15 protein-coding genes and 1 pseudogene are annotated in these 16173 nt (G+C 43.3%); all 16 read left to right on the plus strand.

The genetic code is table 11. The annotated features are described in order from the left end of the window. Positions 1–493: 493 nt before the first annotated feature. The 16 genes and pseudogenes from L1889_RS19340 to L1889_RS17420 all read left to right on the plus strand — a co-directional run bounded on the left by L1889_RS19340 (position 494) and on the right by L1889_RS17420 (position 16170). Entirely contained in the window at positions 494–718 is a 225-nt protein-coding gene (locus L1889_RS19340; protein WP_372871868.1) for an oligosaccharide flippase family protein, read from the plus strand. An 11-nt stretch (positions 719–729) separates the two neighbouring features. Further along, positions 730–1899, plus strand: a complete 1170-nt coding sequence (locus L1889_RS17350) for an oligosaccharide flippase family protein (protein WP_238666265.1) — start codon at positions 730–732, stop codon at positions 1897–1899. Positions 1900–2101: 202 nt separating this feature from the next. Next, complete coding sequence (locus L1889_RS17355) at positions 2102–3169, plus strand: EpsG family protein (protein ID WP_238666266.1); 1068 nt, start codon at positions 2102–2104, stop codon at positions 3167–3169. A 99-nt stretch (positions 3170–3268) separates the two neighbouring features. Continuing rightward, the gene (locus L1889_RS17360) at positions 3269–4393 is read left to right on the plus strand and encodes a glycosyltransferase (protein ID WP_238666267.1); all 1125 of its coding nucleotides are present in this window, start codon (positions 3269–3271) and stop codon (positions 4391–4393) included. 202 nt (positions 4394–4595) lie between these two features. Then, positions 4596–5042, plus strand: coding sequence for a hypothetical protein (locus tag L1889_RS17365; RefSeq protein ID WP_238666268.1), 447 nt, complete (start codon positions 4596–4598; stop codon positions 5040–5042). A gap of 25 nt (positions 5043–5067) precedes the next feature. Continuing rightward, complete coding sequence (locus L1889_RS17370) at positions 5068–5511, plus strand: hypothetical protein (protein ID WP_238666269.1); 444 nt, start codon at positions 5068–5070, stop codon at positions 5509–5511. Continuing rightward, positions 5508–5744, plus strand: a complete 237-nt coding sequence (locus L1889_RS17375) for a hypothetical protein (protein ID WP_238666270.1) — start codon at positions 5508–5510, stop codon at positions 5742–5744. The genes L1889_RS17370 and L1889_RS17375 overlap by 4 nt, the downstream gene beginning before the upstream one ends. A gap of 9 nt (positions 5745–5753) precedes the next feature. Continuing rightward, positions 5754–6791 (plus strand): polysaccharide biosynthesis protein, encoded by a 1038-nt coding sequence (locus tag L1889_RS17380; RefSeq protein WP_238666271.1) that lies wholly within the window; start codon positions 5754–5756, stop codon positions 6789–6791. Positions 6792–6794: 3 nt separating this feature from the next. Continuing rightward, positions 6795–7913, plus strand: a complete 1119-nt coding sequence (gene wbjC / locus L1889_RS17385; protein WP_238666272.1) for a UDP-2-acetamido-2,6-beta-L-arabino-hexul-4-ose reductase — start codon at positions 6795–6797, stop codon at positions 7911–7913. Positions 7914–7932: 19 nt separating this feature from the next. Further along, positions 7933–9062: pseudogene (gene wecB, locus L1889_RS17390) on the plus strand (non-hydrolyzing UDP-N-acetylglucosamine 2-epimerase). Between the two features lie 14 nt (positions 9063–9076). Continuing rightward, on the plus strand, positions 9077–10228 hold the full coding sequence (locus L1889_RS17395; protein WP_238666273.1) for a glycosyltransferase: 1152 nt from the start codon (positions 9077–9079) through the stop codon (positions 10226–10228). A 26-nt stretch (positions 10229–10254) separates the two neighbouring features. After that, on the plus strand, positions 10255–10854 hold the full coding sequence (locus tag L1889_RS17400) for a sugar transferase (protein ID WP_238666274.1): 600 nt from the start codon (positions 10255–10257) through the stop codon (positions 10852–10854). An 18-nt stretch (positions 10855–10872) separates the two neighbouring features. Next, positions 10873–11535 (plus strand): NeuD/PglB/VioB family sugar acetyltransferase, encoded by a 663-nt coding sequence (locus L1889_RS17405; protein WP_238666275.1) that lies wholly within the window; start codon positions 10873–10875, stop codon positions 11533–11535. Between the two features lie 9 nt (positions 11536–11544). Next, complete coding sequence (locus L1889_RS17410; RefSeq protein WP_238666276.1) at positions 11545–12726, plus strand: DegT/DnrJ/EryC1/StrS family aminotransferase; 1182 nt, start codon at positions 11545–11547, stop codon at positions 12724–12726. 15 nt (positions 12727–12741) lie between these two features. Then, positions 12742–14586, plus strand: coding sequence for a polysaccharide biosynthesis protein (locus L1889_RS17415; RefSeq protein ID WP_238666277.1), 1845 nt, complete (start codon positions 12742–12744; stop codon positions 14584–14586). 375 nt (positions 14587–14961) lie between these two features. Continuing rightward, positions 14962–16170: an O-antigen ligase family protein gene (locus L1889_RS17420; RefSeq protein ID WP_238666278.1), complete on the plus strand. Its 1209-nt coding sequence runs from the start codon at positions 14962–14964 to the stop codon at positions 16168–16170. The last annotated feature ends 3 nt before the right edge of the window (positions 16171–16173 follow it).

Raw genomic sequence — 16173 nt, forward strand, 5'->3', positions numbered from 1 at the left:
ATTCAGGTGAGATCAGTCAATATCAAGACGAACGAAGAAGTGCTTATGTGCAAAAGGTGCGTTTTAGGTATTGTCGGTTGTCACAAATCCAAGAGTCATACCAAGTATGAAGATCGCTGCCGCTTTATCATTAAAGATGCACAGAGTGCTAAACGTACCACTAATAATGTTGGCTCCGTTAAGTTCAAACGACAGTGTTGGTTTCTGATGAAAGGTCTTGATTTTTTCTAGGTGTCCGAATCAGTGATATTCATAAGGCATACAAGTTGAAAATGTATGCTTTTGATCCGGAAAATAGGACCGACTTACTTATATATCCGAAGGATTATTACATGCGAAGGATATGCCATTATTGTCCATTCCATACGACGACGTTAGGATACTTTTTTAGACGATTCCGTGAGGGTTGCATAATTAGCAAGAGTAGGGAGGGGGTGACTGTAATGTATGGCATCCAACAGAGTTATTTAGAAGCTAACACTGAGCTTTGCAAGTGACCCCAAAGAAAATAGCGGCTTTCGCCATAGGCCCTATAGGTGGGGCACTTCTTAGTCTGATCACTTTGCCAGTCATTACATGGTTTTTCACTCAGGAGGATGTAGGACGTATAGCTATGTTCCAAGTTGCAATTAGTTTCAGCGTTTTGTTGTTTAGCCTAGGCTTGGATCAGTCTTACGTTAGGGAGTTTCATGAGGAAAAAATAAGCCCGCTCTTCTGAAAAGGGCTACATTGCCTGGTTTGACACTATTACTAATTTCACTTGGTGTACTACTTTCCTTTAAAGGAGCCTTAGCTGATTGGTTGTTCGGTATGGAGCAGTGGTATTTGAATGGCTTGGTAGCCGTTGTACTTGTCGTAAATTTCATCTCTCGCTTCCTGTCCCTTGTGCTCCGGATGAATGAGCGTGGCCTAGCATTTTCTATGAGTCAGTTACTTCCCAAGTTGTTATTGCTGGCCATTATCGGGAGCTACGTTATCGTAGGAGCAGAAAAGGATCTGGTTAATCTTGTCTTAGCAAATGCGGCGGCCATCTCTTTTGTTTGTGTGGTATATGGTTGGAACACCCGTGAAGAGTGGCTTGCGGCTATTCACAGCGAATTGGATGTTGTTCAGCTCAAAAGTATGCTCAGGTTTGGCTTACCACTTATCATGGGCGGAGTTGCCTTCTGGGGGCTGACCACCATGGATAAAATATTCCTACGAAGCATGGTGAGTTTTGAAGAGTTAGGTATATATTCGGTTTCGGCCAGTTTTGCTGCTGCTGCTGCAATTCTGCAAAGTGTATTTTCCACTGTTTGGGCACCTATGGTCTATAAGTGGGCGAACAACGGACACGGGCTTGAGCAGGTTCAGCAGGTAAGTCGTTACATACTGGCACTTGTTGTACTAGCGTTTGTTTTGGCGGGACTGTTTTCATGGTGTATCACACCTTTTTTACCGCCTGATTATGCAGCTGTACGATGGATTGTTGTGTCGTGTATGGGCGCACCGTTACTGTATACTTTGTCGGAAACTACGGTTATAGGTATAGGTATTTCTAGGCGTAGTTCATTCTCGATGCTTGCTGCCGTTCTAGCGTTTATGGTTAATTTAGCTGGTAACTGGTTATTAATACCAACCTACGGGGCGGCTGGGGCAGCCGCCAGTACTTGTTTTTCTTTCTGGGTCTTTTTTCTCCTGAGGACCGAATTCTCTATATACGTGTGGAAGCCTATACCTAGGGTGCTGCTTTATAGCTACACAGCAGTTTCGGTAGTAGCTGCTATGGTGTTTACATTGTGGGGCAGTAAGCTTGGAAACTGGATGGTGGGATTCTGGCTGCTGGTGCTTGCTAGTTGGTTTATTACATTTAAGACTGAGATCAGAAAGGTACGAGAGTTTATTTCTAGTCGGGTATAGCAAAGTGTGTGAAATTAATCGAAATGGTTTAAGTTTTGTGTTAGCACAGTATGAGAAATAATAAAAATAACGCTTTTTACTGAATAAAGTGTTGATTAGATATGAAGACGGATTAGGATAGGTAAGAATAAGCTTTACTTTAAATTCAGTTTTTGACTTCAGTTTTACACATTCTTCATCATGATAGAAATTAAGAGAAAAAATGTTAGTTTATTTCGTTTTGATTTTTTGTGCCTTGTTTTGTTTCTGGCTCGCGGAAAGAACATCTTATCGGGTGGCTCGTTGCGCTGTATTTATTGGTTTTCTATTATTAATTTTATTTCCAGGCTTGAGGGGAATGGTTGGGCCTGATACTCCTAATTATTTATTAATATATAACGAAATTGCAGAAAATCCATCATTTACGATAAGATTCGGTACGATTGAACCTGTTTTTTATTTTTTGACCCTTACCCATGCAAAATTGATTGGCAGTGATTTAGGCTATCTTTTCTTTATTAGCTTTATCCAAGGTACTTTCCTATATTTTTGCTACACTAGAGCCAAAAACAGGTTTCTATTTATTTTTGTATATTTGATATTGTTTTATATTGAATTTCATTTCAATACTCTTCGTGCGGGTCTGGCTGCTCTGTTGATAATGCTTGCTATTCAATCAAAAGAAAATGGGAAGTCTTGGGTGTTGTTTTTCTTTGCATTAGGGTTTCATATTAGCGTGCTAATATTTTTACCTATTATTGCTGTTAAGGCTGGAAAAAGAGCAGTTTTATATTCTATAATTCCTATTTTTATAGTGGTCTTAGTAACTTTTTTTAATATGGATTATGTGTTTTTAAAAGCAGTTAACTATACAGAGAGTTCTGTCTCTAGATTGTCAACGGTTTCGGTATTGTATTCCTTGATGGTGCTAGGTACATTTTTTGTAGTTCGTAGACTTTCTGTAGGGTATGTGATTTCTGGTTTGATTGCAGTCACATGTTATATGGCTATTAACTTATATCCTATATTTTACAGATTAATAACGTTGACAGCGTTTGTATATATGTATTTCCTTCAGAATGAAGTTGCTATAAGAAGTTCGCGATCCATACTTTTTCCAGTTTTTCTTATTTTGTTCTTATGGTATGGATATTTAAGTAACTATGGAATTATATCGCTGGAAGAACAATTTCAAACTCGATTACAAGCAGGTGATCTTAGAGTACTTAATGCCTTGAATTCATTATATATACCATATGAGTTTTACTGGGATAAACCCTATCTAAAGTAACTCTGAACTAAGATTGGATAAGTTGGGCTTGTATTACTGTAAATGCATATTGACCATTTGAACAAGAAATTTTAGGAAGAATAAATTTCTATGAGGATTATGTTTGTCGCACCGGTATATCGGCCGTCTTTCTACAATGGTGGAAAAGGGGGGGAAATATCAAACCAAATTCTGTTGGAGGGTGTCGCCCGTCTAGACCATACGGTAGTCGTTATTTCCATGATGTCTCTCGTAAGAAAACGGGTATATCGAGATGGGGGTTTAATCGTTATTGAGCCGTTTTCTCAAATGGGAGGCAAGGGTATCGGTGGATTTTTGTCAATGCTATTTTTCAAATATGCCCTATCAAATCTTCTTGACAGAGTTTTGCCAAATGTAATTCTAGCCACGACCTCTACTATTAGAGTTGCATCCGAAGTGTCAAGAAACGCTGGATTACCTGTAGGTGCAATAGTGAGGGCAATGGAGAATTTGCCGGGTTACGGTTGGGAGTGGTCTGTGTTATCTCCGAAAAGTTTGGCTAAATACCTTGCTCATAAAGTAACGATAGGATGGCCAGGGATACATGAGATAAAAGCCGTCGACTTTTTTATTGCTAATAGCGACTTTTTGAGACGAAAGTATCTCCACGAATTTCCCGAGAAAAACAGTTTAGTTGTATATCCCGCTTTGTCGATTCATCATGCGAACCGTGATTTTCCAACAAAAATTAAAAAGGTAATGATGGTCGGAGTTTCAAGAGAAAAAGGTTTCGACGTGTTTTTGAAGCTAGCTAGTGATTTCCCGGAATTAGAGTTTCATGCCTTAGGAGCGCCATCTTTGCTCCCTGGAGAGGTCAGAACTTATAAAGGGGTATATATCCACGGATGGCTGCCGGATCCGATCCCTTTCATAGATAGTGTAGATTTAGTAGTTGTACCGTCGTCTTGGGAGGAGCCATTTGGTCGTATTTCTGTAGAAGCGCTTTACCGCCGCAAGTTCGTGCTGGTTTCGGGACGAGGAGGTTTGCCGGAGACCGTTAGCAATGTCAGTGAGTTGGTGATTTATTCTAATAGTGCTGATCATTGGAGAGAACGCATCGAAAAGCTTATGCAAATGCCTGAGGAGTATGAGCGCTGTCTTTTGAAAGCTCTTGATGGAGCTGAGCAGTTTAGTTTACCTACTCAGTCAATTTCGTTTGAGAAATTTTTGATGGAAATTGATTCGAATAAAAATAGCGATTAATGATTTTTTGATGTTTTTAAAAATATATTTTCTGCTTATGTATACGGTTTCTAGAATTACTCCTTTGGCTCTAAGTACGCTACTTCTCATTTATATGTGTTTTTGAACTAACTGATTGATATATAATTCTTGTTCTTGTTCTTTTTTTTATTGTTAGAACGTTTATTTTAATGTACATGACACAAATTTAGGGGCGGTGGATTTGATCGGAAATAAAATAAATGTCTTGGCATTTTCAGGCTATTACTCTCCCGGCTATAAAGGTGGCGGACCAATAAAGACTCTTGCTAACCTGTTTTCTCAAACAAGTAATAATATTGATTATCGCTTGATCACAAAAGATAGGGATCTTGGCGACAACTCGGTTTATTCCAATGTCCAACCAGGAGCATGGAACGAAGTTAAAGCTACTTCAGTGTTTTACTCGCAACCGGGCTTTAAGGGGTTGTGTCAAATATCAAAAATAATGTTTTCTAGAGAACACGATTTAGTTTATCTTAATAGTTTTTTCTCTATACGATTTTCCTTGTTTCCGCTGTTGATTTCGAAGCTGCTAGCGCAACGAGTTGTGTTGGGACCAAGGGGAGAACTTTCTGCTGGTGCATTGAGTTTGAAAGTACGTAAAAAAGATTTTCATAAGATTATTTAAACTGTTAAGGCTCGAAAAAGGAATTGTGTTTCAAGCATCTTCAAAATTTGAAGCAGAAGATATTCGTCGCGTTTTAGAGAATGCGGTTATCAAAGTGGCAGAAGATATTGGCTCTATGGATTTTGTCGATGCAATGGAGCCAAAAGATGAAAAGACCTTGAGATTGGTATTTGTCTCTAGAATCTCTCCCATGAAAAATCTGCTAGGTGCGATTAAAATACTTGCGATGGTTCAATCGCCTATTATTTACGATATCTATGGGCCTATAGAGGACCAGCACTATTGGGCACGCTGCCAAGAAAGCATCAAAACTCTTCCTTCATATATTCAGGTCGCTTATAAAGGCGTTCTTTCGCCACTAGACGTTATAGAAACCATCGCCGACTATGATGTTTTTTTATGCCTACGAAGGGCGAAAATTACGGGCATGTTATTGCCGAAGCGCTGTGTGCCGGACTGCCTTTATTGATTGCTGATACAACTCCTTGGCGTGGTCTCCAAGAAAAAAGGCTTGGTTGGGATTTGTCGTTAGATGATCCCGCGGCGTTCGGCGCAGCCCTTGAGAATATGGCCGCTATGTCCGCCGAGGAACACTTAGGAATGCGCGAAAATGTATTGACTTGGGCTAGGCATAAATTTTTGCAGCAAGATGCTATTGAGGCGAATATCGCTATGTTTCGTTACGCATATGAGAACAAGTAAGGATCCCACATGCCCTTTAAAAAGATGACACTATTAATCTCTGGCGGCACCGGCTCCTTCGGGAACGCCGTGTTAAAGCGTTTCCTAGACACAGAGATCGAAGAAATCCGAATTTTCAGCCGGGATGAAAAGAAGCAGGATGACATGCGTAAGCGCTATGCGAGTCCTAAGCTCAAGTTCTATATAGGCGATGTGCGGGATTACCAAAGCATTCTAAATGCTGCTCGTGGAGTGGACTTTGTTTTCCACGCGGCTGCACTGAAGCAGGTTCCTTCCTGTGAGTTTCACCCCATGGAGGCGGTCAAGACAAATATAATCGGTACAGAGAATGTCTTAGAAGCTGCGATTCAAAACCAGGTAAAGCGTGTAGTGTGTCTTAGTACAGATAAGGCCGTCTATCCAATCAACGCGATGGGTATTTCCAAGGCGATGATGGAGAAGGTCATGGTTGCAAAGTCACGACATGCTGATGATGAGAAAACCGTGATTTGCGGTACTCGCTATGGCAATGTGATGGCTTCTCGTGGGTCGGTTATTCCGCTATTTATTGAGCAAATTAGAGCAGGGAAAGCATTGACTCTGACCGATCCTAATATGACACGGTTCATGATGACTCTAGCGGACGCGGTTGATTTGGTGTTATATGCCTTTAAGCACGGTAATAATGGGGATGTTTTCGTGCAAAAAGCTCCAGCGGCTACGGTTGATACTTTGGCACGAGCCTTGACGGACTTGCTTGGTAAACCTGAGCACCCTATAGAGGTGATTGGTACGCGGCATGGGGAAAAACTCTATGAGGCCTTGCTTAGTCGTGAGGAGATGGTGGCCGCAGAGGATATGGGACAGTACTACCGTGTTCCTCCGGACTTGCGAGATCTTAACTATTCGAAATATGTAGAACAGGGTGAAGAAAAGATTTCGCATAGTGAGGACTACAACTCTCACAATACTGAACGGTTGGATATTGTTGGCATGCAAAGGTTGTTACTTAAACTTCAGTTCATGCAGGCTATTCAGCGCGGTGAACATGTTGTTCCAGAGGAGTAATCCGTGAAAGTACTTATTACTGGAGCAAATGGTTTTCTTGGGAAGAATCTTGTTGCTCATCTTGCCGAGCGTAAGGACGTCGAAATACAGAAATTCATTCGGAATGATTCTATAGAGAGCCTTAAAGGGCTACTATCAGGAGTGGATTTTGTTTTTCACCTTGCTGGAGTGAATCGCCCTCAGAGTCCAACTGAGTTTGTCAGCGGTAACACTACTCTTACTAAGTCACTTTGCGAAGCAATTACCGCCACTGGCCGTCAAATTCCAGTACTTTACACTTCTTCCATTCAAGCCGACCATGATAATCCCTACGGTGTCAGTAAAAAAGAAGCGGAAAATGCCTTAATGGAGTTCGCCTTATCCAATGGGTCGGCGGTGCATGTGTTTCGATTGCCCAATGTATTCGGAAAGTGGGCACGACCTGATTACAATTCGGCGGTGGCGACTTTCTGTCACAATATCGCCCGTGGCTTACCCATTAACATTAATGACCCGGAAGCTCCTATCAACCTGGTTTACATCGATGACGTAATTGACCATTTTGTATCGATCTTGGATGGCAAGCTTGAGGGGAAGCCCTCCATAAGTATCAAGCCCCAATACAGCATTACTGTTGGAGAGCTAGCAGCGCAGCTTGAAAGCTTCCGTGGCAGCCGCCAGAGCTTGGTGATTGATGCCGTTGGACTTGGATTAACGAGGGCGCTTTATTCTACTTATTTAAGCTACCTACCGCCCGAGAGCTTCACGTATGCAGTTCCTAAGCATGATGATGAGCGCGGAGTATTTGTGGAAATGCTGAAAACCAAAGACTCGGGTCAGTTCTCTTTCTTCACAGCGCACCCGGGAGTCACTCGTGGCGGCCACTATCATCATTCCAAAACAGAGAAGTTCTTAGTGGTCAAAGGCAGTGCCTGCTTCCGTTTCCGCCACATTGTCACCGATGAGTTTTACGAGTTATTCACTTCAGGTGATGAACCAGTAATTGTCGAAACTGTTCCAGGCTGGACTCATGATATTACCAACGTTGGTGATGACGAGATGGTAGTGATGCTCTGGGCGAATGAAATATTTAATCGTGAACGGCCAGATACTTATGCAAGACTAGTTGGCACTGGAGCCTGACTATGAACACGGACCTGAGATGAAAAAGCTGAAAGTAGTAACGGTCGTGGGTACACGTCCCGAAATTATTCGTTTATCCCGCGTTATGGCCAAACTGGATGAGTACTGTGATCATGTGCTAGTGCATACCGGACAGAATTACGATTATGAACTGAATGAGATTTTTTCCAAGACTTGGGCATCCGCAAGCCGGATCACTTCCTGAATGCTGCAGGAGCTAGTGGAGCGGAAACGATTGGCAATGTGATCATTGCAGTTGATCGAGTGCTGGCAGAGGTGCAGCCGGAAGCTCTGCTTGTGCTGGGCGATACTAACAGTTGTATGGCGGTGATTCCAGCCAAGCGCCGTAAGATTCCTACCTTTCATATGGAGGCGGGCAATCGTTGCTTTGACATGCGGGTGCCTGAAGAAATTAACCGTCGTATCGTTGACCACACCGCAGACATCAATCTAACTTATAGCACCATTGCTCGTGACTATCTGCTGCGTGAAGGCTTGGCACCGGATATGGTGATCAAGACGGGCAGCCCAATGTTTGAAGTGCTTAATTATTACCGTAAGGGCATTGAGGGATCAGATGTCTTGGATCGGCTAGGGCTTGAGTTTGGTAGGTTTTTTGTGGTCAGTGCTCATCGTGAAGAGAACATCGATTCAGATAAGAATTTTTTCAAGTTGGTTGATGTATTGAATACCGTCGCTGCTCAATATGACTGTCCGGTGATTGTATCCACCCATCCTCGCACTCAAAAACGGGTGGATGTTCTGGGTTCTGAGTTTCACGAAAATGTGCAATTACTTAAGCCGTTGGGTTTCAAGGACTATAACAAATTGCAGCTAAGTGCGAAGGCTGTATTGTCTGATAGCGGAACAATAAATGAGGAGTCATCAATTCTAAACTTTCCGGCACTTAATATCCGTGAGGCTCATGAGCGCCCAGAGGGTATGGAAGAGGCAGCTGCCATGATGGTGGGCCTGGAGACCGAGCGAGTGCTGCAGGGGCTGCAGATTCTTGAAAGTCAGTGTAGAGGTGAAGAACGTAATCTGCGTTTGGTTGCTGATTACAGCATGCCTAATGTTTCGGATAAAGTAGTGCGAATTATTCACAGCTATCGAGATTATGTGATGAGAACAGTCTGGAAAAAGTACTGAGGGGTTAAAGTTGTATGGGAAAGAAGAGGGTGGATCTTGCAATAGTGAATCGCAGCTTTTGGCCTCAAAGTCAGGTGCTCGGAGACGCTTTGCTACTTTTTGCAGAGGAGGCTGCAAAAGAGCATTCGGTGTGCGTAATTACTCAAGCAGAGAGAAATTTACGTCACGAAATGGACAAAGTGGGTAGAGGAATAGGTGTTCAGTTGCGAATCTGCAAAGCCTATACAGATTCGTCTAGCGGTCTGCTCAAACGAGCGTCCGAGGCGATTCTATTTATGTTGTGGACTTTCATTAGTTTGATTCGGTCAAGGCCTAACAAAGTATATGTTTCCACTAACCCACCGGTGATAGTACCTTTTATTGTGGCAATATATTGCCGACTGTATGGTGCTCATTACTACTACCATTTACAGGATATTCATCCTGAGGCAACTAATATTGTAGTTTCTTTACACAAATGGATATTGGCGCCTCTCATGTGGATGGATAACTTCACGCTTCGTCATGCGGCGGGGCTAATTACTCTTTCCGATGATATGCGTGATTTTCTGATAAGTCGATCACAGACTAGTCAACCAATCCATTTATTGGATAACCCATCTTTTTATATGGAAGCGATTACAGGAATCGAGCGTATAGGAGATATCGTCTACTGTGGCAATGCTGGTAGGTTACAGCGGATCCCGCTGCTAATAGCTGCGATTCGAGAATACCTTCAACGAGGCGGTCAGTTAAAGTTTACATTTGTGGGCGGAGGAGTGTACGTTCCGGAGATAAAAAAATTAGCAAAGACTGATGATCGAGTGGAGTATTTAGGTTTTATGCCAGCAGCAGAAGCTTCAGAAGTGGTAAGTACACACCGCTGGGCATTATTGCCGATTGATGACGAGGTCACTCGTTATGCTTTTCCTAGTAAATCATCATCTTATGTGCTTTCCGGATGCGGTATCTTGGCTGTTTGTGGGAAGCAAACGAGTGTAGCTCGATGGGTTATACAGCATGAAGTCGGATTGGTTTGTGAGCCTGAGCATGAGGCATTGATTGAACGTTTTTTTGCCCTAGAAAAAATAGATAGTGCTAACTATTACGCTAAAGATGAATTGTGCGGAAAATTAGAAATCGGATATTTCGTAAAACGATTAAACGAAATTGTATTTGCTGATTAGCATTTGAGTTTATTTTAGTTGGTTTAATGATGAAGCGTATTTTTGATATTATTGTTTCTATTTTCGGTTTACTAGTTCTTTCTCCGATTTTCGTCATAATAGCTTGGAAGGTCAGGAGTAAAATGGCGTCACCAGCTCTGTTTCGCCAAAAACGGCCGGGGCTAAATGGGATTCCATTTGAAATGCTGAAGTTCCGCACGATGAATGACGCTGTTGATACTCAGGGTATTTCATTGCCAGACTCTGAGCGTCTAACTCCTTTTGGTCAGTGGTTACGAGCAACTAGTATGGATGAGTTGCCCGAGTTATGGAACGTATTAAAAGGGGATATGAGCCTAGTAGGGCCTCGTCCGTTGCTTATGGAGTATCTTCCTTTATATACGGCTGAGCAGGCTAGACGTCACGATGTTCGCCCGGGGATCACTGGCTGGGCTCAAATAAATGGACGTAATGCTATCTGTTGGGAAGAAAAGTTTGCGCTTGATACTTGGTACGTTGAGAATCGTACATTCTGGCTTGATCTTAAGATTTTATTTTTAACTGTGAAGAAAGTGCTAGTGCGCGACGGAATTAGTGCAGAGGGTGAGGCAACTATGCCTCGTTTTACAGGTAAAAAAGAATCCTGACATTTTTGGAATTTGAAGATGAAAAGAAAAATAATCGCCGTGTATGGTGCAAGTGGCTTCGGGCGCGAAGTATTACCGATTCTTAGACAGCAGATCCATACTAACGTTGACGGTATTGCGGCAGAATTGGTATTTGTAGATGATGGGGCAACTGAAGAGTTTATTAATAATGTCCCAGTAATGTCCTACACAGATTTTATTGCACAAACGGACAAAGAGCGGTTTGTCGTTATTGCGATTGCGAATAGTCAGGTGCGTGAAAAGCTTGCTCTGCAATGTGAGAGTGATGGTGTGCTGCCTTGGGAGCTTAAGGCACAGAACGCCGTGATTCTAGATGCCGTTGTTTTGGGGGAAGGACCACTGTTATGTCCTTTTACCTGCATTACGTCGAATGTAAGGATTGGCCAGTACTTTCACGCCAATATCTATAGTTATGTAGCACACGACTGTGTAATTGGTGATTATGTAACCTTTGCTCCTGGTGTTAAATGCAATGGAAATGTACACATACATGATCATGCTTATATTGGTACAGGCGCAATTTTAAAACAAGGCACACCAGACAAGCCACTAACTATTGGCAAGGGTGCTATCGTAGGCATGGGGGCCGTTGTCACGAAGGATGTACCTCCTGGAGTGGTTGTTGTGGGTAACCCGGCAAAGCCATTGATCAAAGGTTAAAACAGAAATATGTTGAATACTCCTTTTTCCCCTTGGCCTTCCTTTACTCAGGAAGAAGCTGACGCGGTGCAGCGTGTGTTGCTATCGAACCGGGTTAATTATTGGACTGGTACAGAGTGTCGTGAGTTTGAGAAAGAGTTCGCCGCATGGTCAGACGCTAAACATGCAGTGGCCGTAACGAATGGTACGGTTGCATTGGATTTGGCGTTATGGGCTTTAGGGGTGGGAGTTGGGGACGAAGTGATCGTCACTTCGCGCACGTTTCTGGCATCTGCGTCCAGTATTGTGAATGTCGGTGCCAAACCAGTCTTTGCAGATGTGGATCCAGATTCACAAAACAGCTCGGCTCAAACTATTCAATCGGTATTAAGCCCCGCTACTAAAGCCATTATTTGTGTCCATTTGGCCGGTTGGCCCTGTGATATGGACCCGATAATGGAGTTGGCGCGCGAACATAATCTGTATGTCATTGAGGATTGCGCGCAAGCGCACGGCGCTACCTACAAGGGGCGTGCTGTAGGATCAATTGGGCACGTCGGCGCATGGTCGTTCTGTCAGGATAAGATCATGACCACAGGTGGTGAGGGCGGTATGGTCACCACCAACGATGAAGCTTTGTGGAAATTGATGTGGTCGCTTAAAGATCACGGTAAAGATTGGGACGCTGTCTATACTCAGCAGCACGCCCCAGGCTTTCGCTGGTTACACGAACGATTTGGTACTAATTGGCGCATGCTGGAAATGCAAGCCGCTATTGGCCGTATTCAGTTAAAACGTATGGGGAACTGGCAAGCATCGCGCTTGGAGAATGCTCAGAAAATATGGCAGTGTGCCAGCCAACTACCCGGCTTACGTGTACCAATAGTGCCTGATGATATAAAGCACGCGGCGTATAAGTGCTACGTTTTTGTTGATCCAAGTAAGCTGCAGCCGGGCTGGACTCGTGATCGCATTATCGACGCTATTAATAAAGCAGGTGTGCCTTGCTATTCGGGTTCATGTTCCGAGGTCTATTTAGAAAAGGCCTTTGATGGCACAACGTTTCGCCCACAACAACCGTTACCCGTAGCAAAAGACTTAGGTGAAACCAGTTTGATGTTTTTGGTGCATCCTACTTTAACTGAAGCGGAACTAGAAAAAACCTGCACTGTGCTGCAGAATGTCATGCAACAAGCTGCTGTACATGCGTAAAGGACAATTCGCTTTATGAAGGTTTCGCTTCGTTTACGGTCAACGCTAGTGGTAGTGTTTGATCTGGTTGCGGTAGTAGTAGCTTGGTTTGGTGCCTACTTTCTACGCTTTAATTTTGAATGGGCCCCAGTGTTAGCTGCTCACGAGAAAGCAGATGAAGCGCTATTAGTGCTACTAGCTGTTCAGCTAATTACCTGTCGCTTTGCTGGCTTGTATTTGGGCATGTGGTCTTTTGCGAGCCTGCCAGATTTACGTCGGGTAATGAAAGCGGTTGTGATCTCTGCGCTGGCTATTATCTTGCTAACGGTGTTTGCTTGGCCTGCGGTGTCTATACCGCGTTCCATCCTGGTTCTATACCCGATTTTATTGCTCGGGGTAATGGCAGGAGGCCGCATATTGTGGCGTATGAGCCGTGAAGGCTTGTTGCATCCTAACTCTCAACGAGTAAAAGGTACACCGGTGGTGGTGGTGGGTGCCGGCACGGCCGGCATGATGCTGGTGCGAGAACTAGCCCGTACCGACGATTGGCATGTAGTCGCCTTGATCGATGATGATCCTAAGAAACTCGGGCTAGAGCTACAGGGCTGTCGTGTTGAGGGCCGTGTAAGTGACTTACCCGAGGTGATGAGGAAACACCAGGTTAAGCACGTTATCTTGGCTATGCCCTCTGCCAGTCCCGAGACCTTGCAGCGCATTACCAGTGAAGCCACTCGTACGGGCTCACATCTGTTTACCGTGCCGGGCTTGGGCGAATTGATGAGTGGCCGCGTGGCGATTAATGTTATGCGCCCGGTCAAGATTGAAGATTTGCTCGGGCGTAAGTCTGTGCAAATCGATACCGATAACGTACAAGCTATGCTTTCCGGGAAGCGATTGCTGGTTACCGGGGCGGGTGGGTCTATTGGTAGTGAGTTGTGTCGTCAGCTAAGCCGCTTTAGCCCTGCAACGATTGTGCTTGTGGAAAGCAGCGAGTTTGCGCTGTATATGATCGACTCCTGGTTTAAAGAGCATCGTCCTGAAATCAACGTTATTCCTTTAACGGGCGATGTAAAAGACGAAGTACGCATGCGCCAGATTTTTGATCAATGGACGCCGCAGGTGGTGTTTCATGCGGCTGCCTATAAGCATGTGCCGCTAATGGAAGTGGGTAATGCCTGGGAGGCGGTGCGTAACAATGTGCTGGGTACTCACCGGGTGGCAACCGAGGCTATTCGTGTTGGGGCTGAACGCTTTGTACTCATTTCTACCGATAAGGCGGTGAACCCGACGAATGTCATGGGTACGACCAAACGTTTGGCTGAAATGGTTTGCGAGACCTTGCAGCGTCAAAGTCCAGTCACCAAACTTCAAACTGTACGTTTCGGGAATGTGTTGGGCAGCACGGGCAGTGTGATTCCTCGCTTTCAGTCGCAGATTGCCAAGGGTGGGCCCATTACAGTCACTCACCCCGACATCACCCGTTATTTCATGTCTATTCCTGAAGCGGCGCAGTTGGTGCTGCAGGCCGCTGCCATGGGGAACGGTGGCGAGGTCTTTGTGCTGGACATGGGTTCACCCGTAAAAATTGTCGATTTGGCGCAAAATATGATTCGTTTGGCGGGTTATAACGAAGACGAGATAAAAGTGGTCTATACCGGCTTACGACCGGGTGAAAAGCTTTTTGAAGAGCTATTGGCCGATGCAGAAGAAACTGTTGCTACACAGCATGCTAAGTTGCGCATTGTTAAAGCACGTTGTACAGCAGATGATTTTATGCAGCAAATTGCTGACTGGCAGTTAAGAGTAGAGCCACTAAGCGATGACGAAGTGCGTCGGGTGCTGAAGCATTGGGTGCCAGAATATACGCCTCAGTATCAGTAGGTTATTCGGACTGCGCTTAATTGAAAATCAAATGTAATTTATATTAACAGTAGATATTGAAATGGCTCTGAAAGATTTCGCGCTACTGAATAGCTGCCGTTAATCGCGTATATAAAATCTTGAACCCTAGGCGACTTCTGAACCGCATCCTCTGGCGGTTGGCCTGTTTGTTGGCAAACAGATAGGCATGGATTGGTGTGCTACGCCGAAGTCCTTTACCACATGGGCCAGCGCCAGGTGTTTCATGCCACAGCGGTGTAACACAATGGGGTTCATAGTTGAAAACCTGAGTATAATCAACCGGATATGATGCTGCGTAGTTGAAGTTAGCAGCAGAAAAATCCTCAAGAGTATATTTAGTTTTAGGAGTTTTGATTGATAGAGGTACAAGAAAATATGAAGAAAAGCTATCTTTTAGAAAAGCTCCATTTTTACTTATATGCTATTACCTTCTCTTTTGTTTTTGTAGGCTTATTCACTCTGCCTAAGGGGCATGAAGTGATTGAGGTATTGGTGATTTTGTCGCTTCTAGCGGGCGCTTTGAATTATTTTATCAATAAACAAACCTTGACGAACATGTCGAAATTATTGACATGTACTTTATTGGTTTCTGGTTTGGTAATTCTTATCAATCATTCCATTCATGGGGATTGGGATCGATATGGTAGAGCCTTCTTGTATATGGCCGCTTTTGTGCTCTTAAACCCGAAAATTCCTAATATTAAGCAAATTGTCTTTTATAGCGTAGCTATTGGTGGTGTGATTTTGGGCACACTATCGCTTTATCAATTTAATACGGGACTTATAAGGGTAGATGGTTTTACAAATGCCATTTTATTTTCACAGCATCTTTTTATCTTATTAATTTTTAACATTTATTTTTTTCTTAGTAAAAATGATAAAACAAAGTTCTTTTCTTTAATAAGTATCTGTTTTTTGTTCGTGGGCTTATACTTGTCTCAAACTCGTGGTGTTTGGCTGGCCATTTTGTTACTTGTATGCACTTATTTATTTATAAAAGCTTATAAAAAACCACTCAAGTATTCATTGATTGCCTTGGTTTTGGTTTTTATTGCATTTTCCACTTATGATAACAGTGGTTTTGTCAGGGACAAAGTAGCCTCCGGTATTTCAGATATAGAGAAAGCAAAGGATGGGCACTTCAGCTCATCTTGGGGGCTAAGAATTATCGCTTGGGATAGTGCAGTAAAGGATATAAAAAATAATTATTTAATTGGCGTGGGTAAAGAAAATTTCTACTTAAATAAAAAGGCGCAAGTAGAAAAGGGTGAAGTAAATCCTTTGGCTTTGAACTCTGCCCTGCATCATACTCATAATCAATATCTTCAAAGCCAATTAATACGTGGAATTCCAGGAACAATCGCCTTACTGCTGCTTTTGCTGTACCCATGGCTAAGTAGTGGTTTTATAACTAATAAAGCCTATCTGTTTAAATCTATAGCTTTTTCTTATGCAATATTTTCATTAAGCGATGTGCCCTTTGAGCATTTAAATACTATTTATTTGTATACACTCAGCATGGCATTATTAAGCTATTTTTCCCTTGAAGAAAAAGAAAGTTAGGGG

It is taken from the genome of Paenalcaligenes niemegkensis (assembly GCF_022230885.1).
GTDB lineage: Bacteria > Pseudomonadota > Gammaproteobacteria > Burkholderiales > Burkholderiaceae_B > Paenalcaligenes > Paenalcaligenes niemegkensis.